Source organism: Ectothiorhodospira shaposhnikovii, assembly GCF_022227765.1.
In the GTDB taxonomy this organism is placed as follows: Bacteria; Pseudomonadota; Gammaproteobacteria; order Ectothiorhodospirales; family Ectothiorhodospiraceae; genus Ectothiorhodospira.
The window spans coordinates 1-16,307 of sequence record NZ_JAJMLZ010000009.1 but is presented as its reverse complement, the minus strand read 5'-3'; the positions used below and the strand labels follow the sequence as shown (position 1 = coordinate 16,307).

At 56.4% G+C, this 16,307-nt stretch carries 10 protein-coding genes; 8 read left to right on the top strand and 2 right to left on the bottom strand.

The annotated features are described in order from the left end of the window. The first annotated feature begins 120 nt into the window (after nt 1-120). From LQD11_RS12740 to LQD11_RS12720, 5 genes are all read left to right on the top strand, one after another. A complete protein-coding gene (locus LQD11_RS12740; protein WP_238617882.1) occupies nt 121-3,516 on the top strand; it encodes a glycosyltransferase in 3,396 nt (1,131 codons plus the stop codon). Between the two features lies 1 nt (nt 3,517). Continuing rightward, nucleotides 3,518-4,372: a sulfotransferase gene (locus LQD11_RS12735; protein ID WP_238617881.1), complete on the top strand. Its 855-nt coding sequence runs from the start codon at nt 3,518-3,520 to the stop codon at nt 4,370-4,372. Nucleotides 4,373-4,384: 12 nt separating this feature from the next. After that, nucleotides 4,385-5,209: an FkbM family methyltransferase gene (locus LQD11_RS12730; protein WP_238617880.1), complete on the top strand. Its 825-nt coding sequence runs from the start codon at nt 4,385-4,387 to the stop codon at nt 5,207-5,209. Nucleotides 5,210-5,782: 573 nt separating this feature from the next. Next, on the top strand, nt 5,783-6,742 hold the full coding sequence (locus LQD11_RS12725; RefSeq protein WP_238617879.1) for a sulfotransferase family 2 domain-containing protein: 960 nt from the start codon (nt 5,783-5,785) through the stop codon (nt 6,740-6,742). Nucleotides 6,743-6,745: 3 nt separating this feature from the next. Then, nucleotides 6,746-9,043, top strand: a complete 2,298-nt coding sequence (locus LQD11_RS12720) for a glycosyltransferase family 2 protein (protein WP_238617878.1) — start codon at nt 6,746-6,748, stop codon at nt 9,041-9,043. A gap of 14 nt (nt 9,044-9,057) precedes the next feature. Here LQD11_RS12720 and LQD11_RS12715 read toward each other — a convergent pair whose 3' ends face one another. Further along, nucleotides 9,058-10,785, bottom strand: a complete 1,728-nt coding sequence (locus tag LQD11_RS12715; RefSeq protein ID WP_238617877.1) for an SLC13 family permease — start codon at nt 10,783-10,785, stop codon at nt 9,058-9,060. 133 nt (nt 10,786-10,918) lie between these two features. On the opposite strand from LQD11_RS12715, the gene LQD11_RS12710 reads away from it, so the two are divergent. The 3 genes from LQD11_RS12710 to cysN are packed head-to-tail and all read left to right on the top strand — an operon-like array spanning nt 10,919 to nt 14,498. After that, nucleotides 10,919-11,695, top strand: coding sequence for a helix-turn-helix domain-containing protein (locus LQD11_RS12710; protein WP_238617876.1), 777 nt, complete (start codon nt 10,919-10,921; stop codon nt 11,693-11,695). Further along, nucleotides 11,692-12,594, top strand: coding sequence for a sulfate adenylyltransferase subunit CysD (gene cysD, locus LQD11_RS12705; RefSeq protein WP_238617875.1), 903 nt, complete (start codon nt 11,692-11,694; stop codon nt 12,592-12,594). The genes LQD11_RS12710 and cysD overlap by 4 nt, the downstream gene beginning before the upstream one ends. Beyond that, nucleotides 12,594-14,498, top strand: coding sequence for a sulfate adenylyltransferase subunit CysN (gene cysN, locus LQD11_RS12700; RefSeq protein ID WP_238617874.1), 1,905 nt, complete (start codon nt 12,594-12,596; stop codon nt 14,496-14,498). The genes cysD and cysN overlap by 1 nt, the downstream gene beginning before the upstream one ends. Before the next feature lie 367 nt (nt 14,499-14,865). Here cysN and LQD11_RS12695 read toward each other — a convergent pair. Continuing rightward, nucleotides 14,866-16,307 (bottom strand): ATP-binding protein (locus tag LQD11_RS12695; protein WP_238617873.1); only part of this gene is annotated, 1,442 nt, incomplete at its 5' end.

Sequence of the window (16,307 nt, the reverse complement as noted above, 5' to 3'; positions counted from 1 at the left end):
TGGCTGCGGGCGCTGAATGGGAGCCACCAATGCGAAGGGCTGGAAGCCGGGTTCTGATTCAAGGCTCTGAGCATTCACAGTATATATACAATCTTTCGGATGATGAGGAAATTGAAACTGATGGGTTCGAACGGTATGAAAAAAAGGAAGATTTCTAATTTTTTGAGAAGGAAAAGCATCGTTGGACCCTTCAGCCATCAGGTCGACTGTCATGGTGATCGCAAAGGGCCGTCCCATAGGATCCATCTGGATTTGCAATACTATAGAGATACCTACCCAGATCTGGAGGGACTGACAGATCAGGCACTGATCCAGCACTGGCATACCCATGGTTATCAGGAAGGGCGCTTCGCCTCGGCTTCTCACGCAGCGGGGGATCCGCAATTGGCCTCCAAGCCCCCAACCACAGAACCTGACGCGCCCACAGAGGTAGATGCAGACTTCTATCTGACTCTGTACCCCGACCTTAAAACCAACGGTGTTACCACCCAGGCCCAGGCGGAAGCCCATTATCGGCGGCATGGCAAGGCCGAAGGGCGCACCCCCTCACTGGCTGCTTGGGCCAAAATCCACAGCTTGCCGCTGTCGGTTCTGCCCGCACGCTTTTCACTGCGTGAGATCCTGGAGCGCACCGCTGGTCGTGGGGTTGAACTTGATCCTCAAGTCGTCTTGGACACCTTTCTCGGACAAAATATCACTCCTCTGGCGCTGTCGGATAATGACCATGACACCCATGAGGCCTACCTGGCGCTGGCGAAGCATCACTTGGTCAAAGGCAACCCCGAAAAAGGCCAGGCACTGCTGAAGGCCGCGCTGGTGTTCGAGCAGTCCGCCCAAGCACTTGAATTATTGGGTAATATTCATCTGGATCGACAGCAGTACAGCTTGGCGTTGAGGTATTACAATCTGGCCGCAACCAAGCCCAATGCACATTGCTGGGTGTATTTGCACCGTGCCAGTTGTCTGGTGAAACTGGAACGCCATGCCGAGGCACTGGAAAGCTTGATGGAATCCCGGGTCCGTTTTCCCCAGTTTACCCATCAACTCGATCGACTTGACGACGTTGCCGAGCAGATCTGGGCATCCCTCTATCCTCGGTGCATGGTGTATGTTGATCTGGAGGATCGTGAGCGGCTGGTTGAAAAGGTCAACCACTATGCCCGCATGCTCTATCGTACCTACCTACCTTATTTTGGTGGTCCAGCAAGCTCAGATCCGCTGACCATTCCTGCCTTGCCCCCTCTTGGGCATCTGAACGTGGACAAGATCCTCATCATCGGTGATTACCACGTTCCGCAGTGCGTACGCTATCGCATCACACAGAAGATCGAGCAACTGGAAGCTGTGGGCAAGACCGTCACTGCCATTGACTGGATGGAACTGGAACAGCATCCCAACGCGCTGGCGCTCCATGATATTGTCATTTTCTACCGCGTGCCAGCTGTGCCGAAGATCATAAAGGCCATTGCTCAGGTCAATGCCACGGGTAAGCTCAGCCTGTACGAAATCGATGACTTACTGTTTGATCCCATTTATCCACCACCCATTGAGACCTACGGCGGGTACGTCAATCTGGACACCTACCGGGAACTGACCCGAGGTATGGCGTTTTTCAACGCAGCCGCGCGGTTGTGCCGCCAGGGTATCGCTTCGACCGAGCCACTAAGGAACCGCTTGGCGCCGTTGGTGATAGAGCAGCAGTGTCTGTTGCACCGCAACGGGCTGGACCATCTCAACCGGTTTTGTACCCAGGACAACACCCTCAAGCAGACCATCGATATTTTCTATGGCAGTGGTACTCAGGCCCACAACAGCGATTTCATCGAACTGGCCCTGCCTGCTATTGAGCGGATACTATCTCAGCATCCGAAGGCTCGGCTGGTGGTCGTTGGCTACTTGCGCCTGCCAAAGGCCTTTCGAGTCCGATTTGCCACCCAGTACAGGCAGTTGCCGCCGGTCAAGAGTGTGCAGGGCTACTGGTCACTGCTGGAACAGGCCGACATCAACCTTGCGGTGCTGCACGAAGATCCTATCAATGACTGCAAGAGTGAACTCAAATGGTTCGAGGCGGCCTGTCTGGGTGTGCCGTCCATTGTCAGTGGTACTGCCAATTACCAGGATGTGATCGAAGACGGCGTGGATGCCTTTATCGCCTCTACCAGTGAGGCTTGGTATCAGGCCTTGAAACAACTGACCGAGAACGCCGAACTGCGCCGCACCATGGCCTGCGCAGCCATGGAACGAGTGCAGACTGCTTACAGTGCCAGGGTATTGGGGGATGACCTGGTGTCGCAACTAGCGCCAATGGCTACACCCACCACCGTCCGGCGCAAGGTGGCGCTAGTGAACGTATTCTTCCCGCCCCAGTCCATCGGTGGCGCTACTCGGGTGGTGGCGGACAATTTCAAGGCTCTGCGCAAGCATTACCATGAAGACCTTGATCTGTGTGTTTTTACCGCTGACGCTGAATGTCGCACACCACACCGCATGACCGTATACCACGAGCAGGGTGTGCGCGTGTATCGTGCCACCACGCTCTGGCGAGAGCACATGGACTGGCATCCCAAAGATCCCGAAATATATAAGCTTTTCAGTGAGTTTCTGGCCCTGGAACAGCCGGACATGGTGCACTTCCACTGTGTACAGCGCCTCACCGCCTCCGTTGTGGAAGCCGCTCGGGACGCGGGCATCCCCTACATGGTGACGGTGCACGATGCTTGGTGGATCTCGGACTTCCAATTTTTGGTGGATCATCAGGGCAAGGTCTATCCTCAGGGGCACCCGGATCCCTACGAAGCCATCGAACTACCTTCAGGTATCTCCCTGGCAGAATCCATCGAGCGCCGGCATGATCTCAAGGAACTGCTGCATCAGGCTCACAAGGTACTGACGGTGTCCCATGCGTTTGCCGAGATCTATCGCCAAAACGGAATCCGGGAGATCGAGGTGATTCCCAACGGCATTTCCGATGATGTGCCCTGGGCACCCAAGGATACAACCTATACGGATCGGGTTGTCTGCGGGCACATTGGAGGTATGTCCGAGCATAAGGGCTATTACTTGCTGAAAGAAGCCGTATTGACCACACAGCCAGATCATCTGGAGTTTTTGGTAGTGGATCATTCCAAGGAGGAGGGCTATGAACAGAAAAGCTACTGGGGCAAAGTGCCAGTAACGTTCATTGGGCGGGTGAATCAGGAGCGGATTGTTGACTTGTACCGGAAGATCGATGTGCTGTTTGCGCCTTCGACCTGGCCGGAGAGCTTTGGGTTGGTGACGCGTGAAGCGGCGGCTTGTGGGTGCTGGGTGGTGGCCAGTGATATGGGAGGGATTGGGGAAGATATACTGGAAGGGGTTACCGGCCATGTGATAACGACAACACCAGATTCTCTGCGAACACTGCTTAATAAAATAGAGAAAAACACTAGACGATACAAGGGACAAGTCAATAATGCTGAAGTCGTACCTGCTCTTCAGCAAACGCGGCAATTAGCTAAACTGTATTTTGAGAATTGATATGATAGATAATTTATTCCTGAGTGTGGGTGCTATGAAGGCTGGCACAACCTGGCTTTATGAGCAGCTAAAGGATCATCCGGATATATATTTTACCCCTGAAAAGGAAATTCACTACTTTGCCAATAAGGTGGGCATTGAAAAGCAGCTCAATCACCGCAATCGCATCATCAAGCTCAAGCAGGTGATGGAGGCGCACGCCAAGGGCAATCCCACGTACCTCTCTGCACATTTGAATGAGATTACCTGGTACGCCAATTATGCCCACCCCAAGGAAATCAGCAACGTCTGGTATGAAAGCCTGTTTGCGCAGAACAAAGACAAGCTATTTTGCGCCGATTTCTCCAACCTCTATTGCCAGATGGGTCCAGAGGGTTGGGAGAACGTACGTAAGGTGGCTAAGAAGGTGAAGGTCATCTACACGCTACGGGATCCCTTTGAGCGACTCTGGTCCCATTACAAGTTCCACATGAAATGGGTAAACCGTGAAGATGAGGCCTTGGAGGCCGGATTTGATCATTTCAAGGAATTGCTGGATAAGCCGTTCTTTTGGATCAATGCCGAGTATGCCGAGAACTATCAGCGATTAAAGGATAACCTGAATGAGAGTGAATTGATGTTGCTATACTTCGAGGATTTCAGGGCTGATCCGGTCAAGATGCTGGATGAGGTACAGGGTTTTCTGGGGATCGAGTTGATTGAGCCTGTGCAGCAGAGTCTTGAGAAGAAGGTCAATAAGACAAAGAGCTTTGCTATACCGGAAGAGTGGGAGGCATATATGCGTGAGAAGTTAAAGGGGGGTGCGCAGGCGATGCGGGATGCGGGGGTTTGGCATGATGATTGGCAAGAGCTATAGGTGCGGTTTCTTATGACTAGACTAAAAAGCATAAACCAGACGAATCAACGCTCCTTGGCATATATTAAGCAATTTAGAGAAGACTGCAAGAACGGTAAAGCTAATTTCAAACAATTCTCGATTGAAAAGCATAAGAAAAAATACTTCGGCTTTGTCGAATGCCAGGCATGTGATATAGACTTTGTGATGTTTCACGCCAATGACGATGTTGTGGCTTGGGAATATCTCTGGTTTGGAGCAGATGCTTACGAAAAAGAGATTGTTAGCACTTGGGTGGGGTGGTGCAAATCGGCTAACACAATCTTGGATATTGGCAGTTATACCGGCTTGATGTCAGTGTTGGCGGGCTTGTCCAATCCCAAGGCCGAGATACATCTATTCGAGCCCATGGACAGGACCATTGAGAGAGCAAAGATCAATATTAAAGCGAACAATCTCGAGCGGCAAGTAAAACTGCACAATAAAGCGGCCTCTGATGAAGAGAAAATCGAGGCAATCAACTTGTATAGGGAAGAGAATTTTCTGGGTACGGGAAATTCGATTTATGACAAGGGCTTTAATGTCATTGATAAGAAATTGATTCAGACAGTGAGGATTGATGATTTTTTGCCGGATATCAAGCCGGACCTTGTTAAGATTGATGTGGAGGGGCATGAGTTGGCTTGTTTGAATGGGATGATTAATACACTCACAAGTCTGAAGCCAAAACTTATTGTTGAAGTTTGGGAACATTCTAGACGGGAGGTGCTGTCTTTGCTTGAAAAACTGGGGTATGAGGTTGTGCCGTTTGAGGGGAAGGAGCAGAGGGTTATGAATTACAAATGCGAAGTAATCTAATTAACGTGTGACATGGCGAACGCCAGCAGCAAAAAACGCTGCCGACAGGATTTCATGGACACTTCCCGAACTCAAACGGCTTATGGAGAAATAGATTGGTATGGGTAGCACATGTTATCGCACGTACTTCACTGGTCAGATTGGCGATGAAGGTGCCATTACCGGACTTGGCAGTGCCACTGTCGGCGGCAGTAGGCTTGGGTGTCGCTTGATGAATGAGTAGTGTTGCAGTTTGGGGCGTAGTACTATTAACCCGGCGACCATTCATATCCATCGCGCCTCCAATAAGTTACTGATTTTGCTGAAACTAGATGCGAGATAAAGTGATTTGTTTGATTGCCGCGTTAATAAAACAGATGCCGCAAGTGGATCGGTTTATTGGCGCTTACTCGGTATGCAGACGGTGGCGCGGCCGAATTGACATTGCAATTATCTATCATGGTAGTTTCTATTGTTCGATGAGGTTCTCACTGAATTCATGCGTTTCATGTTTCGGAAATTTAGAAAGTGTAGAGTTAGAGGATCTTTCCACTTCTCATTTTTTCGATTTCTTTACGACTTATCGGAATCTTGATGAATCCCTATTTTTTTGTGCATGTGCCCAAGACGGCGGGTACCAGTTTTCGTTTGGGCCTTGAGCAGGCTGTGGGCAAGGAACGGGTTTTCTATGATTATGGTGCTAAGTCTCCTCATACTTCGGGTCAGGTCTCTGAGCTGATTTATCAGGATGCGGATTTCTGGCATTTTTTCCAATCGATCCAGTCGGATGAAAGCCCCGTAGTTATCGCAGGGCACGTGCCCGTCCTGCGCTTTGTGGCCGGGTGTGGCGTTGCCAATACCATGCTATTTTTGCGGCATCCGTTGCAACGCCTCATGTCTGAGTATCAGCATTTCGTGCGCAATAATGGGTATGAAAAGCCCTTTAAGGTATTTTATGAAGGCGCACATAATCAGAACCGCCAGTCAAAGATGCTTCATGGAGCCCCGTTGGAGGCCATCGGCCTGCTAGGTATCACCGAGCGTTACGGCGAGACCCTTGAGATACTCAGGAGCCGGTTTGGCCTGGAGATCCCTGTGCGAGAAGATAATCAGGGAAGAAATGGACTTGGTGAACGTCATGTATTTGAGGGAAGGGACGAAAGTCGCTGCAGATACCTTAATGCCCATGACCTTGAACTGTACGATTATGCCCTTGCCTTGTTTGATCAGCGCCGTGAGCTTTTCATGGCGGGGAAGCCTTATGTTCATGGCAAGCTGGTGAGGGCCGATGAGCAGCGTATTGCCGGCTGGGCCTGGTGGGGCGATGACAGCCATGTGCCAGTGAAGGTGCAGATCCTGATCAATGGTCAGGTAGAACGGGAGCTGTCTGCGACGGAGTTCCGGTCGGAGTTGTGTCGTTTAACGCCTCCGCGGGGAGGTTATGTGGGGTTTTCCATGAAGAGCAGTGCCGTGCTGGGTGATCGGGTGCAGTGTCGTGTAGTGGACACGGGGCAATGTTTTCCGATTGTTCCCATGATCGTGGAGGCCCAGTGAACGATGATGTTGAGGCGTGAAAAAATCGACGGTTTGCGCCGTCGTTTGGGTTTGCTGTGTGAGCCGATGCGGGTAGAAGCGGAGCTACACGCTATGGAGTCGGCCGGTCAGGGGGCCTGGCATTCCTTAAGGGACGATCCGCGGATGGTCATCAACAAGGATCTTCCCTGGGCCGGGTGGCACATGCTGGAGTTGTGCATGTCTCACGAGCAACATGAATTATTGGTTCGGCTCTGGGTGGATTATGGAGGCGGGTTTTCCGATTCGCATGCCTTCTATTTGCCGGTGAAGTCCGGCCGTGTGACCAAGCGGCTGCTGTATTTTCCCCGGCGACCCCAGCGGCTTCGGTTTGGACCTGTGGGGCATGTGGGGCGGTTTTCCATCGAGGCATTTCGCATGGTGTGGCTCACGCCATGGTTTGCCCACAAGCGACTATTTAAGCGCATCTGTAGCGCCCACCCCAACTGGCGTGGCCGGGAAACCGATGATGTGCGGGTGGACTTGCGCGAAGAGGCTCGGGAGATGAAAGTCCCGTTTTGGGATCTGGCCTGGCAGCAGTATGATCAGACCTTTTGTCCCCAGGTGGATTACTCCATGTGGTTGGCTCGCCAAAGGGAGCCTGGCAAGGCGGCGATCCGTGAGCGCCTGCGGGGGGTGGAAGGTGCTCTGGAAAGCAGCAACGCATCGGATTTGGCAGAAGATGTGCCATTGTTCTCTATCGTGATGCCGGTATTCGACCCACAGCCTCAATGGCTGAGCGAATGCCTGGATTCCGTGCTGGCGCAGCATTTTCAGGGATGGGAACTTTGCATTGCTGATGATGCGTCTACCCAGCCTGAGGTGCATCGGATCCTGAGGTCCTATGCGGCTCGCGACGCCCGTATTCGGGTGGCCTGGCGGCGCGAGAACGGACATATCTCCGCAGCCAGCAACACTGCTCTGGAAATGGCGCGGGGGCGTTATGTGGCGCTTCTGGATCATGATGATCGTTTGCATCCCGAGGCGCTGCTTTGTATGGCGGAGGTCTTTGCATCACGTCCGGAAATCGCCCTGGTTTACAGTGATGAGGACAAGATCCGGGGAGGAGAACGTCTGGACCCGCATTTCAAGCCGGATTGGAATCCTGATCTGGTGCTCTCGCATAACTATGTCTGCCACCTAGCGGTGTTTGAGCGGAGTCGCCTCATGGATGTGGGTGGATTCCGCGAAGGGTACGAAGGCAGTCAGGATCATGATTTGCTGCTGCGGTTCGTTCGGGGTCTTCCGCCTTCGCGCATTCATCATGTTCCCCGGGTGCTGTATCACTGGCGGGTGACGGAGGGCTCGACGGCGGGTTCCAGCCAAGCGAAGGACTATGCCGCTGAGGCAGGTCAGCGGGCCGTGGCGTCGGCAGTGAAGGCAATGCTGCCCTCGGCCCGTGTGGAGCCGGGCCGTGTGCCCCATAGTTATCGGGTGCGTTGGCCACTGCCGGATTCAGCGCCTCGGGTGAGCCTGATCATCCCGACGCGGGATCGCGTGGAGATCCTTCGACCTTGCCTGGAGGCCATTCTGGAGCGTACCGACTATCCGGACTTCGAAGTGCTGGTGGTGGACAATGAGTCCCGCTGCCCGCAGACGTTGGCCTATTTCGAAGAGCTGCGCGCTGACCCCCGGGTGCGGGTACTGGAGTGGCATCGGCGTTTCAATTACTCGGCGATCAACAACTTTGCGGTAACACAGGCGCGGGGGGATATCATCGGCCTCGTCAATAACGATATTGAGCCGATTAATGCTGACTGGCTTACCGAGATGGTGTCACATGCCTGCCGGCCAGAGATCGGGTGTGTGGGGGCTAAATTGTATTACCCCAATGGCCGTATTCAGCATGGCGGGGTGATCCTGGGTTTGGGCGGTGTCGCCGGGCACAGCCACAAGCATTTGCCAGGGGATGCGCAGGGCTATTTCAACCGTTTGCAATTGGTGCAGAACCTTTCAGCGGTGACTGCTGCCTGTCTGCTGGTGCGTCGAGAGGTTTTTGATCAAGTGGGCGGTCTTGATGAGAAGAATCTGCCGGTGGCCTTCAACGATGTGGACCTGTGCTTGAAGGTACGGGAGGCGGGGTATCGGAATCTTTGGACGCCTTATGCTGAGGCCTATCATCATGAATCAGCGTCCCGGGGGGAGGACAATACTCCAGAGAAGCGACGTCGTGCCGAACGGGAGGTAGCTTATATGAGGCGGCGTTGGGGCCGGGAGCTGGATCATGATCCGGCCTATAATCCGAATCTGACCCTGGCGCATGAGGATTTTTCCTTGCGGTAGTGGGTGTTTTTTACTCAAAACGGAAACACCCACGGCGTCAACAACAACACCCCCGCGGAATAGGTCAGGCTCACCGGTAGACCGGTTTTGAGGAAGTCGCTGATCCGGTAACGGCCCGGTGTATAGACCATCAGGTGGGTCTGGTAGCCGTAGGGAATCAGGAAGCAGGCGCTGGCCCCGTAGGCCACGGCCATGATGAAGGGCATGGGATCGACGCCGAAGGCCTGGGCGGTGCTCCACGCCACGGGAAAGGCCAATGCGGCGGCGGCGTTGTTGGTGACGGTTTCGGTCAGCAGCAGGGTCAGTAGGTAGCAGCCCACAAAGGCCGCATAGACACCGTGGCCGGTGAACAGGGTTTGTATGCCTTGGGCGATCAGGGCGGCGGCCCCCGAGTGTTCCAGCCCCTGGGCGATGGCCAGGGCCGAGCCAATGATCATCCATAGCTCGAAGGGGAAGCGCCGGCGGAGTTCGACGGGGCTGAGCACCCGTCCCAGCAGTAGCCCACCCAGCAGCAACAGCAGGCCGTGGAAGAGGGGGAGCAGTTCCAGGGCGGCCAGGCCGATCACCGTGGCAAAGCCGCCCAGTGTCAGCAGGCTTTGCGTGCGGTTGAGTTGTGGTCGCTTGAAGCTGCCGCTGAGTAGGTGGAAGTTGCGGTCGATGTTGCGTTGCTGGCGAAAGTCGTTGCCTACCGCCAGTAGCAGGCAGTCACCCACCCGGAGCGGAATCTGGCCAAGCTGGCCCTCCAACCGTTTGCCGCCCCGGCGAATGCCTACCACGCCTGCGTTGAACATGCTGCGAAAGTCCACCTCCTGAAGAGTTCGTCCCGCCAGTTCCGACTCGTGGGAGATCACCACCTCCACTAGGTTGGTGGCCAGCAGGTCGTCGGCCTGGTCACCGAACAGCTTGAGTCCCGGAAAGCGTTGCAGTGCCTGGACCTTGCTCACTTCGCCGGTGAATACCAGGGTGTCTCCCTCCTGCAGTACCTCGTCCGGCCCCACCGGGCTGATCAGTCGATGATCCCGCTCGATCTCCAGCAAGTAAAGGCCGTCCAGGTTGCGTAGCTGGTTCTCCTCGATGCTTTTGCCCACCATCTCTGATCCGGGTTGTAGGTCGGCGGCGAGAAAGTAGGAGAGCTTGTCTTCGGTGTCTTCCGGGCGATGGTGGGGCAGCGCGCGTGCGCACCACAGCAGCACGCCGAAGGTGATGAGCGCCACCGGTACACCTACCAGGGCGAACTGGAACATACCCAGTTCAAAACCGCCGGTGCCCAGGGCGAAAGAGTTGACGACCAGGTTGGTGGAGGTACCCACCAGGGTGGTGACGCCGCCCAGGATTGAGGCGTAGGACAGTGGGATCAGCAGCCTGGAGGGGGCGATGCGCTGCTGACGGGAAATGGCGCCCAGAAAGGCCGCCACCACCGCGGTATTGTTGAGGAATGCCGAAAGCAGTGCACTGGTCCCCATCAACCTGGCGGTGGCGGTGGACTCACGTCCGTGCAGCAGTCGTTGTGAGAGCCAGTCCAGCAGTGGGCTGCGTTCCAGAGCCAGTGATACGAGCAGCAGCAGCAGCAGCGTGGCCAGCGCCGGGTTGGTGTATTGGCGCAGCAGTGTGGTGGTGTCCACCACACCGAGTAGCAGGTAGGCGCCCGCCAGGGTGACGAAGGCCACAGCGGGACGCACCCGCCCCGAGATCAGTGCTGCCAATAGGCCGGCAATCGAAAATAACACCACCCAGGCGGTCATGGTGATGGGTGTCCTTGCGTATCATTGGGCTTGTGGGATTTTAGACAGGCTTTTATGATGCTGTCTAATCCAGTGGTTAAATATCCTGTTTGTTTTATTAAAAATAAAAATAAAACATAGACTTGAGATTAACTTGATCACTAAATATTTGTCGCCCGAAAATCTGAGCGAGCGTCGCCTTGAGGCGGTGCGGCTACGCCTGGACGGTCATACCGTGGCCGAGACGGCTGTGCGTACCGGCTTGTCGGCACCCACGGTTTCCGCCGCCTGGAAGGCGTTTCGCGAGGGCGGGTGGGAATCGGTGCCGGTCAGGCCTCGTGGTCGCAAGCCCGGGCAGTGCAACTCCCTGGATGATGCGGCCCAAGCGGTGATGGTGGCCAGGTTGAGCGAATGGCCCGAAGGTGAGGCGCCGGCGTGGAGCAGTCGCCATCTGGCCAAGGCATTGGCGGAGGCAGGACATCCGGTGTCGGCGCGTGCGGTGGATCACTGGTTGCAGGCGCGGGATCTCAAGCCCGAGTCACTGACAACCGAGGCCTTGGCCCATCATCGCGGCTCGACCGGTCGCTGGTACCGTCGGCGGGCGAAGTCGGTGATTGAAGTGGTACACCAGGCAGACGGGCGTGTCTGGCTGGGAGGTGCGCGGGTTGCCAGGCCTGCCGAGCCATTCCCCGGGCTGCCGCGCTATCAGCTCTATCTACACGGCAAGCGGAGCGTACTGTACACCCGCTGTCTGGGTTTTCCACCCTTGGCCAGTGACTACCTGGGACTGTTCCAGCGCCTGCTTGATCAGGCGTCGGGCAAACCGGTCGCCCTGGTATTCCATGGTGCTTGTTTCCAGTTCAGTCCCGAGGTTCGCCGCTGGCTGGATGCACACCCTGATTTTCATTTGCTGAACAGGCCGATGCCATGACGTCACTCACCCATTTACAGAAACTGGAAGCCGAGAGTATCCAGATCATGCGCGAGGTGGTCGCCGAGACCGAGAATCCGGTGATGCTCTATTCGGTGGGCAAGGACAGCGCGGTGATGCTGCACCTGGCGCGCAAGGCGTTTTCTCCGGCCCCACCGCCGTTTCCGTTGCTGCATGTGGACACCCGTTGGAAATTCCGCGCCATGTATGAATTTCGCGACAAGATGGCCCGGGAGATGGGCATGGATCTGTTGGTGCATATCAACCCGGACGGGGTGGAGAAGGATATCAATCCGTTCACCCACGGCTCCGCCATCCACACCGATGTGATGAAAACCGAAGGCCTCAAGCAGGCGTTGGATCAGTACGGTTTTGATGCCGCTTTTGGTGGGGCGCGGCGGGATGAGGAGAAGTCCCGTGCCAAGGAGAGGGTCTTTTCCTTCCGCACCGCCCAGCATCGTTGGGACCCCAAGAACCAGCGCCCGGAGTTGTGGCGTCTTTACAATGCCCGTAAGCACAAGGGAGAGTCCATCCGCGTCTTTCCGCTTTCCAACTGGACAGAGTTGGATATCTGGCAGTACATCTACTTGCAGAATATCCCGATTGTACCCCTCTACTATGCCGCCGAGCGCCCGGTGGTGGAGCGCGACGGCACCCTGATCATGGTGGATGACGGGCGCATGCCGTTGGCGCCGGGTGAGGTGCCCATGATGCGCAAGGTCCGGTTCCGCACCCTGGGCTGCTACCCGCTCACCGGTGCCATTGAGTCCGAGGCCGATACCTTGCCAGCCATCATCCAGGAAATGCTCCTGACCCGGACTTCCGAACGCCAGGGACGTGTCATCGACCATGACAGTGCCGCATCCATGGAAAAGAAAAAGCAGGAGGGGTATTTCTGATGGCTCACGCATCCGACATGATCGCCGACGATATCGAAGCCTACTTGAAGGCTCACGAGCGCAAGGGTTTATTGCGCTTCATTACCTGCGGCAGTGTTGACGACGGTAAGAGCACCCTGATCGGGCGTTTGCTGTTTGAGTCCAAACTGTTGTTCGAGGATCAACTGGCCGCCATTGAGGCGGATTCCAAAAAGTATGGTACCCAGGGCAATGAGGTGGATTTTGCATTGCTGGTTGATGGCCTGGCCGCCGAGCGGGAGCAGGGCATCACCATTGATGTGGCTTATCGTTTTTTCTCTACCGACAAGCGTAAGTTCATCGTCGCCGACACGCCAGGGCATGAGCAGTACACCCGTAATATGGTGACCGGCGCTTCCACCGCGGATGCCGCCATCCTGATGGTCGATGCGCGCCACGGTATCCTGACCCAGACCCGTCGCCACAGCTTTTTGATGTCGCTGATCGGCATCCGCCATATCGTGGTGGCCATCAACAAGATGGATCTGGTGGAGTATTCGAAGGCGCGTTTCGAGGAGATTGCCGAGCAATATCGTGAGTTTGCCGGGCAACTGGGCCTGGAGGACATCACCTTTATTCCGATGTCGGCGCTCAAGGGCGACAACGTGATCGAGCATGGTGGGCATATGCCCTGGTATCACGGCCCGACCCTGATGGGCTATCTGGAGTCCGTGGAAGTGGACGAGGCCCGTCTGCAGCGTTTGCCGTTTCGCATGCCGGTGCAGTGGGTCAACCGTCCCAATCTGGACTTTCGTGGGTTTGCCGGGATGATTGCCGCCGGTACCGTGAGGCCGGGGGATGCCATTCGTGTCCAGCCCTCTGGCAAAACCAGCCGGGTCCGGCGGATTTATACCCACGATGGCGATCTGGAGCAGGCCATTGCCGGGCAGTCGGTGACTGTGTTGTTGGAAGATGAGATCGATATTTCCCGTGGTGATGTGATTTCCGGTGTTGATCAACCCGCCGAAACCGCCGACCAGTTCGAGACCACGCTGGTGTGGATGCACGATCAGCCATTGTTGCCGGGGCGTCCTTACCTGATGAAACTGGGTACTCAGACCGTTTCGGCCACCGTTTCCGATATCAAGTACCAGGTCAACGTCAACACCCTGGAGCATACCGCAGCCAAACAGCTCGACCTGAACGGTATTGGTGTCTGTACTCTGAGTCTGGGCAAACCGGTGGCTTTCGATGCCTATCGTGATAGTCCGGATACGGGCGGTTTCATCCTGATCGATCGGATGAGCCACAACACCGTGGGGGCGGGGATGTTGCATTTTGCCCTGCGCCGCAGCCAGAACATCCATATGCAACACGTGGATATCGACAAGCAGGCCCGGGCGCTGGCCAAGGGTCAGAAGCCTGCGGTGCTTTGGTTCACCGGTCTTTCCGGGGCTGGCAAATCGACCATCGCTAATCTGGTGGAGAAGAAGCTCCATGCCGCTGGTCAGCACACCTATCTGCTGGATGGCGATAATGTGCGTCATGGTCTCAATCGTGATCTGGGCTTCACGGACGCCGATCGTGTCGAGAATATCCGGCGGGTGGCGGAAGTGGCCAAGCTGATGGTGGATGCCGGTTTGATCGTGCTGACGGCGTTCATCTCGCCCTTCCGCAGCGAACGCCGGATGGCCCGTGAGCTGATGCAAGAGGGGGAATTCATCGAGATCTTTGTGGATACCCCGCTGGATGTGGCGGAAGCGCGTGATCCGAAGGGGCTCTACAAGAAAGCCCGGCGTGGTGTGCTGAAGAACTTCACCGGTATCGATTCCGCCTATGAAGCGCCGGAAGATCCCGATCTTCGTCTTGATACCATCCGCCTGAGCCAGGAAGAGGCAGCCGATGCGGTAATCGAGTTGCTGCGGGAACGACAGCTGATTGCCTGATCGCGTTTGGCCCACCCAACAGGAGCGCGAGATTTCGCGCTCCTGCCGTGACACCCTCCCCACGGCTAAAGCCGAGTGCTTCTCGCGCATCGTGGTGAACCTTGACATGATAGGACGCCCACTTTTCTTGCTTCTCTCTTATTACCGTCACTCCCGTCATCACCGTCACTCCCGCGAAAGCGGGAGTCCAGTGCATGGTTTCAGTCTGCCACTGGATTCCCGCTTTCGCGGGAATGACGGCGGGGGCTTTGGATTCATTCTTTTCGCTGGCAGGTCAGTTCCCACCGGGTGGCCCCTTGGCCCCTGATGCGGCTGTGGCTCCCGTGGGAGCGGCCCTTGGCCGCGAGCGATGCCCGAGATTGTCGCTTCAGGCCGTTTCCACATCGAATGCCACGATCTGCCGCTGCTCGCGGGAGAACTCCACGCCGATCAGGTGAATGGGTTTGCCGGAGGCGCGGTACTTGTCGGCATAGCCCTTGGCCTTGATCTGCTCCAGGGCCTTGCCTTCGGGCAGCTGCTCCACCACTTTGAACTCGAACAGGTAGAGGTGGCCGCCGAAGTCGACGGTCATGTCCACCTTGCCGTGGTGGCTGGCGTCTTCCACCGTGACCTGGACCCCCAGGGCGGCGAAGTGGCTGTAGAAGACGCTGGCGTAGTGGCCTTCGTACTGAGCAATGGGGTTGTTGCGGTACCAGTCGTGGGGCAGGCCGGCGTAAAGGGCCTTGAGGTGGGCCTCAAGGCCGGCCATGTCGGTGGCCTTGAGCAGGCGCGGCAAGCGGATGACCACATCATCGAAGACGGCATGGCTGACGCCCAGCGCCGGTAGCAGGGCCTCATTGAGGCTGATTTCCACCTCCTGGTTGGGCAGGCCCAGTTTGTAGAGGGGCCGGTTGGGGACTTCTTCGTGGATGTCCTTGAGGGTGAGGTAGCCGGTCTGGAACAGCAGGGCATCGGTGGAGATGTCGTCCACATCGAAGCGGCTGAGCAGGGCCGGTCGGCTGTGCCAGGCGGTGAGTTCGGGGGTGAAGACGCCGCGTTCCTTGAGCAGGTTCACCAGGAAGGTGGGCGTCGCGCTTTCGAACCAGTAGGGGCCGAACTGGCGCTTCTGCAACAACAGCAGCACATCGAAGGGGTTATACACCGAGGGCGTATCCGTCCCACCCCAGCGGTAGCCGTTATACCAGTCCCGGATCTCAGCCCGATCCAGCCCCGGTAACTCCGCCGCGAACACCGTATCCACGTCCTCATCTGTATAACCGCAAATGTCCGCGTAGGGCTTGTCCAGGGTGATGTCGTTGAGATTATTCAGCCCCGAGAAGAGGCTCACCTTGCTGAATTTGGAGACGCCGGTGATCAGCACCAGATGCAGGTGCGGGTCGGCGTCCTTGAGTACGCTGTAGAGGTTCTTCAGCCCCTCGCGCAGTTCGCGGGCACGCTCGGGCTCCAGGATGTTATCCAGGATGGGCTTGTCGTACTCGTCGATCAGGACCACCGCCCGTTCGCCATACTGGGTGTGGGTATCGCGAATCAGCGCGGAGAACTCTCCTGCAATGTCTGTCTCGCGCTGCAGTGATACCCCTAGACGCTCCCGTTCGCTGAACAACTGGTCACGAATCCGTGTGTCGAGCTCCTCCCGGTTGCGCATCACGCCGCTACCGAAGCTGAGGCGAATCACGGGGTGGGTCCGCTGCCAGTCCCAGCGGTCGTGGATGTAGAGCCCCTCGAAGAGTGCCTGGCGGCCCTCGAACAGGCAGCGCAGGGTGTCCAGCAGCAGGCTTTTGCCAAAGCGTCGGGGGCGGGAGAGGAAGT

Coding starts and splice junctions, on each gene's coding strand:
- LQD11_RS12740 (WP_238617882.1), top strand. CDS start 121: ATGGGTTCGAACGGTATGAAAAAAAGGAAGATTTCTAATTTTTTGAGA.
- LQD11_RS12735 (WP_238617881.1), top strand. CDS start 3,518: ATGATAGATAATTTATTCCTGAGTGTGGGTGCTATGAAGGCTGGCACA.
- LQD11_RS12730 (WP_238617880.1), top strand. CDS start 4,385: ATGACTAGACTAAAAAGCATAAACCAGACGAATCAACGCTCCTTGGCA.
- LQD11_RS12725 (WP_238617879.1), top strand. CDS start 5,783: ATGAATCCCTATTTTTTTGTGCATGTGCCCAAGACGGCGGGTACCAGT.
- LQD11_RS12720 (WP_238617878.1), top strand. CDS start 6,746: ATGATGTTGAGGCGTGAAAAAATCGACGGTTTGCGCCGTCGTTTGGGT.
- LQD11_RS12715 (WP_238617877.1), bottom strand. CDS start 10,785: ATGACCGCCTGGGTGGTGTTATTTTCGATTGCCGGCCTATTGGCAGCA.
- cysD (WP_238617875.1), top strand. CDS start 11,692: ATGACGTCACTCACCCATTTACAGAAACTGGAAGCCGAGAGTATCCAG.
- cysN (WP_238617874.1), top strand. CDS start 12,594: ATGGCTCACGCATCCGACATGATCGCCGACGATATCGAAGCCTACTTG.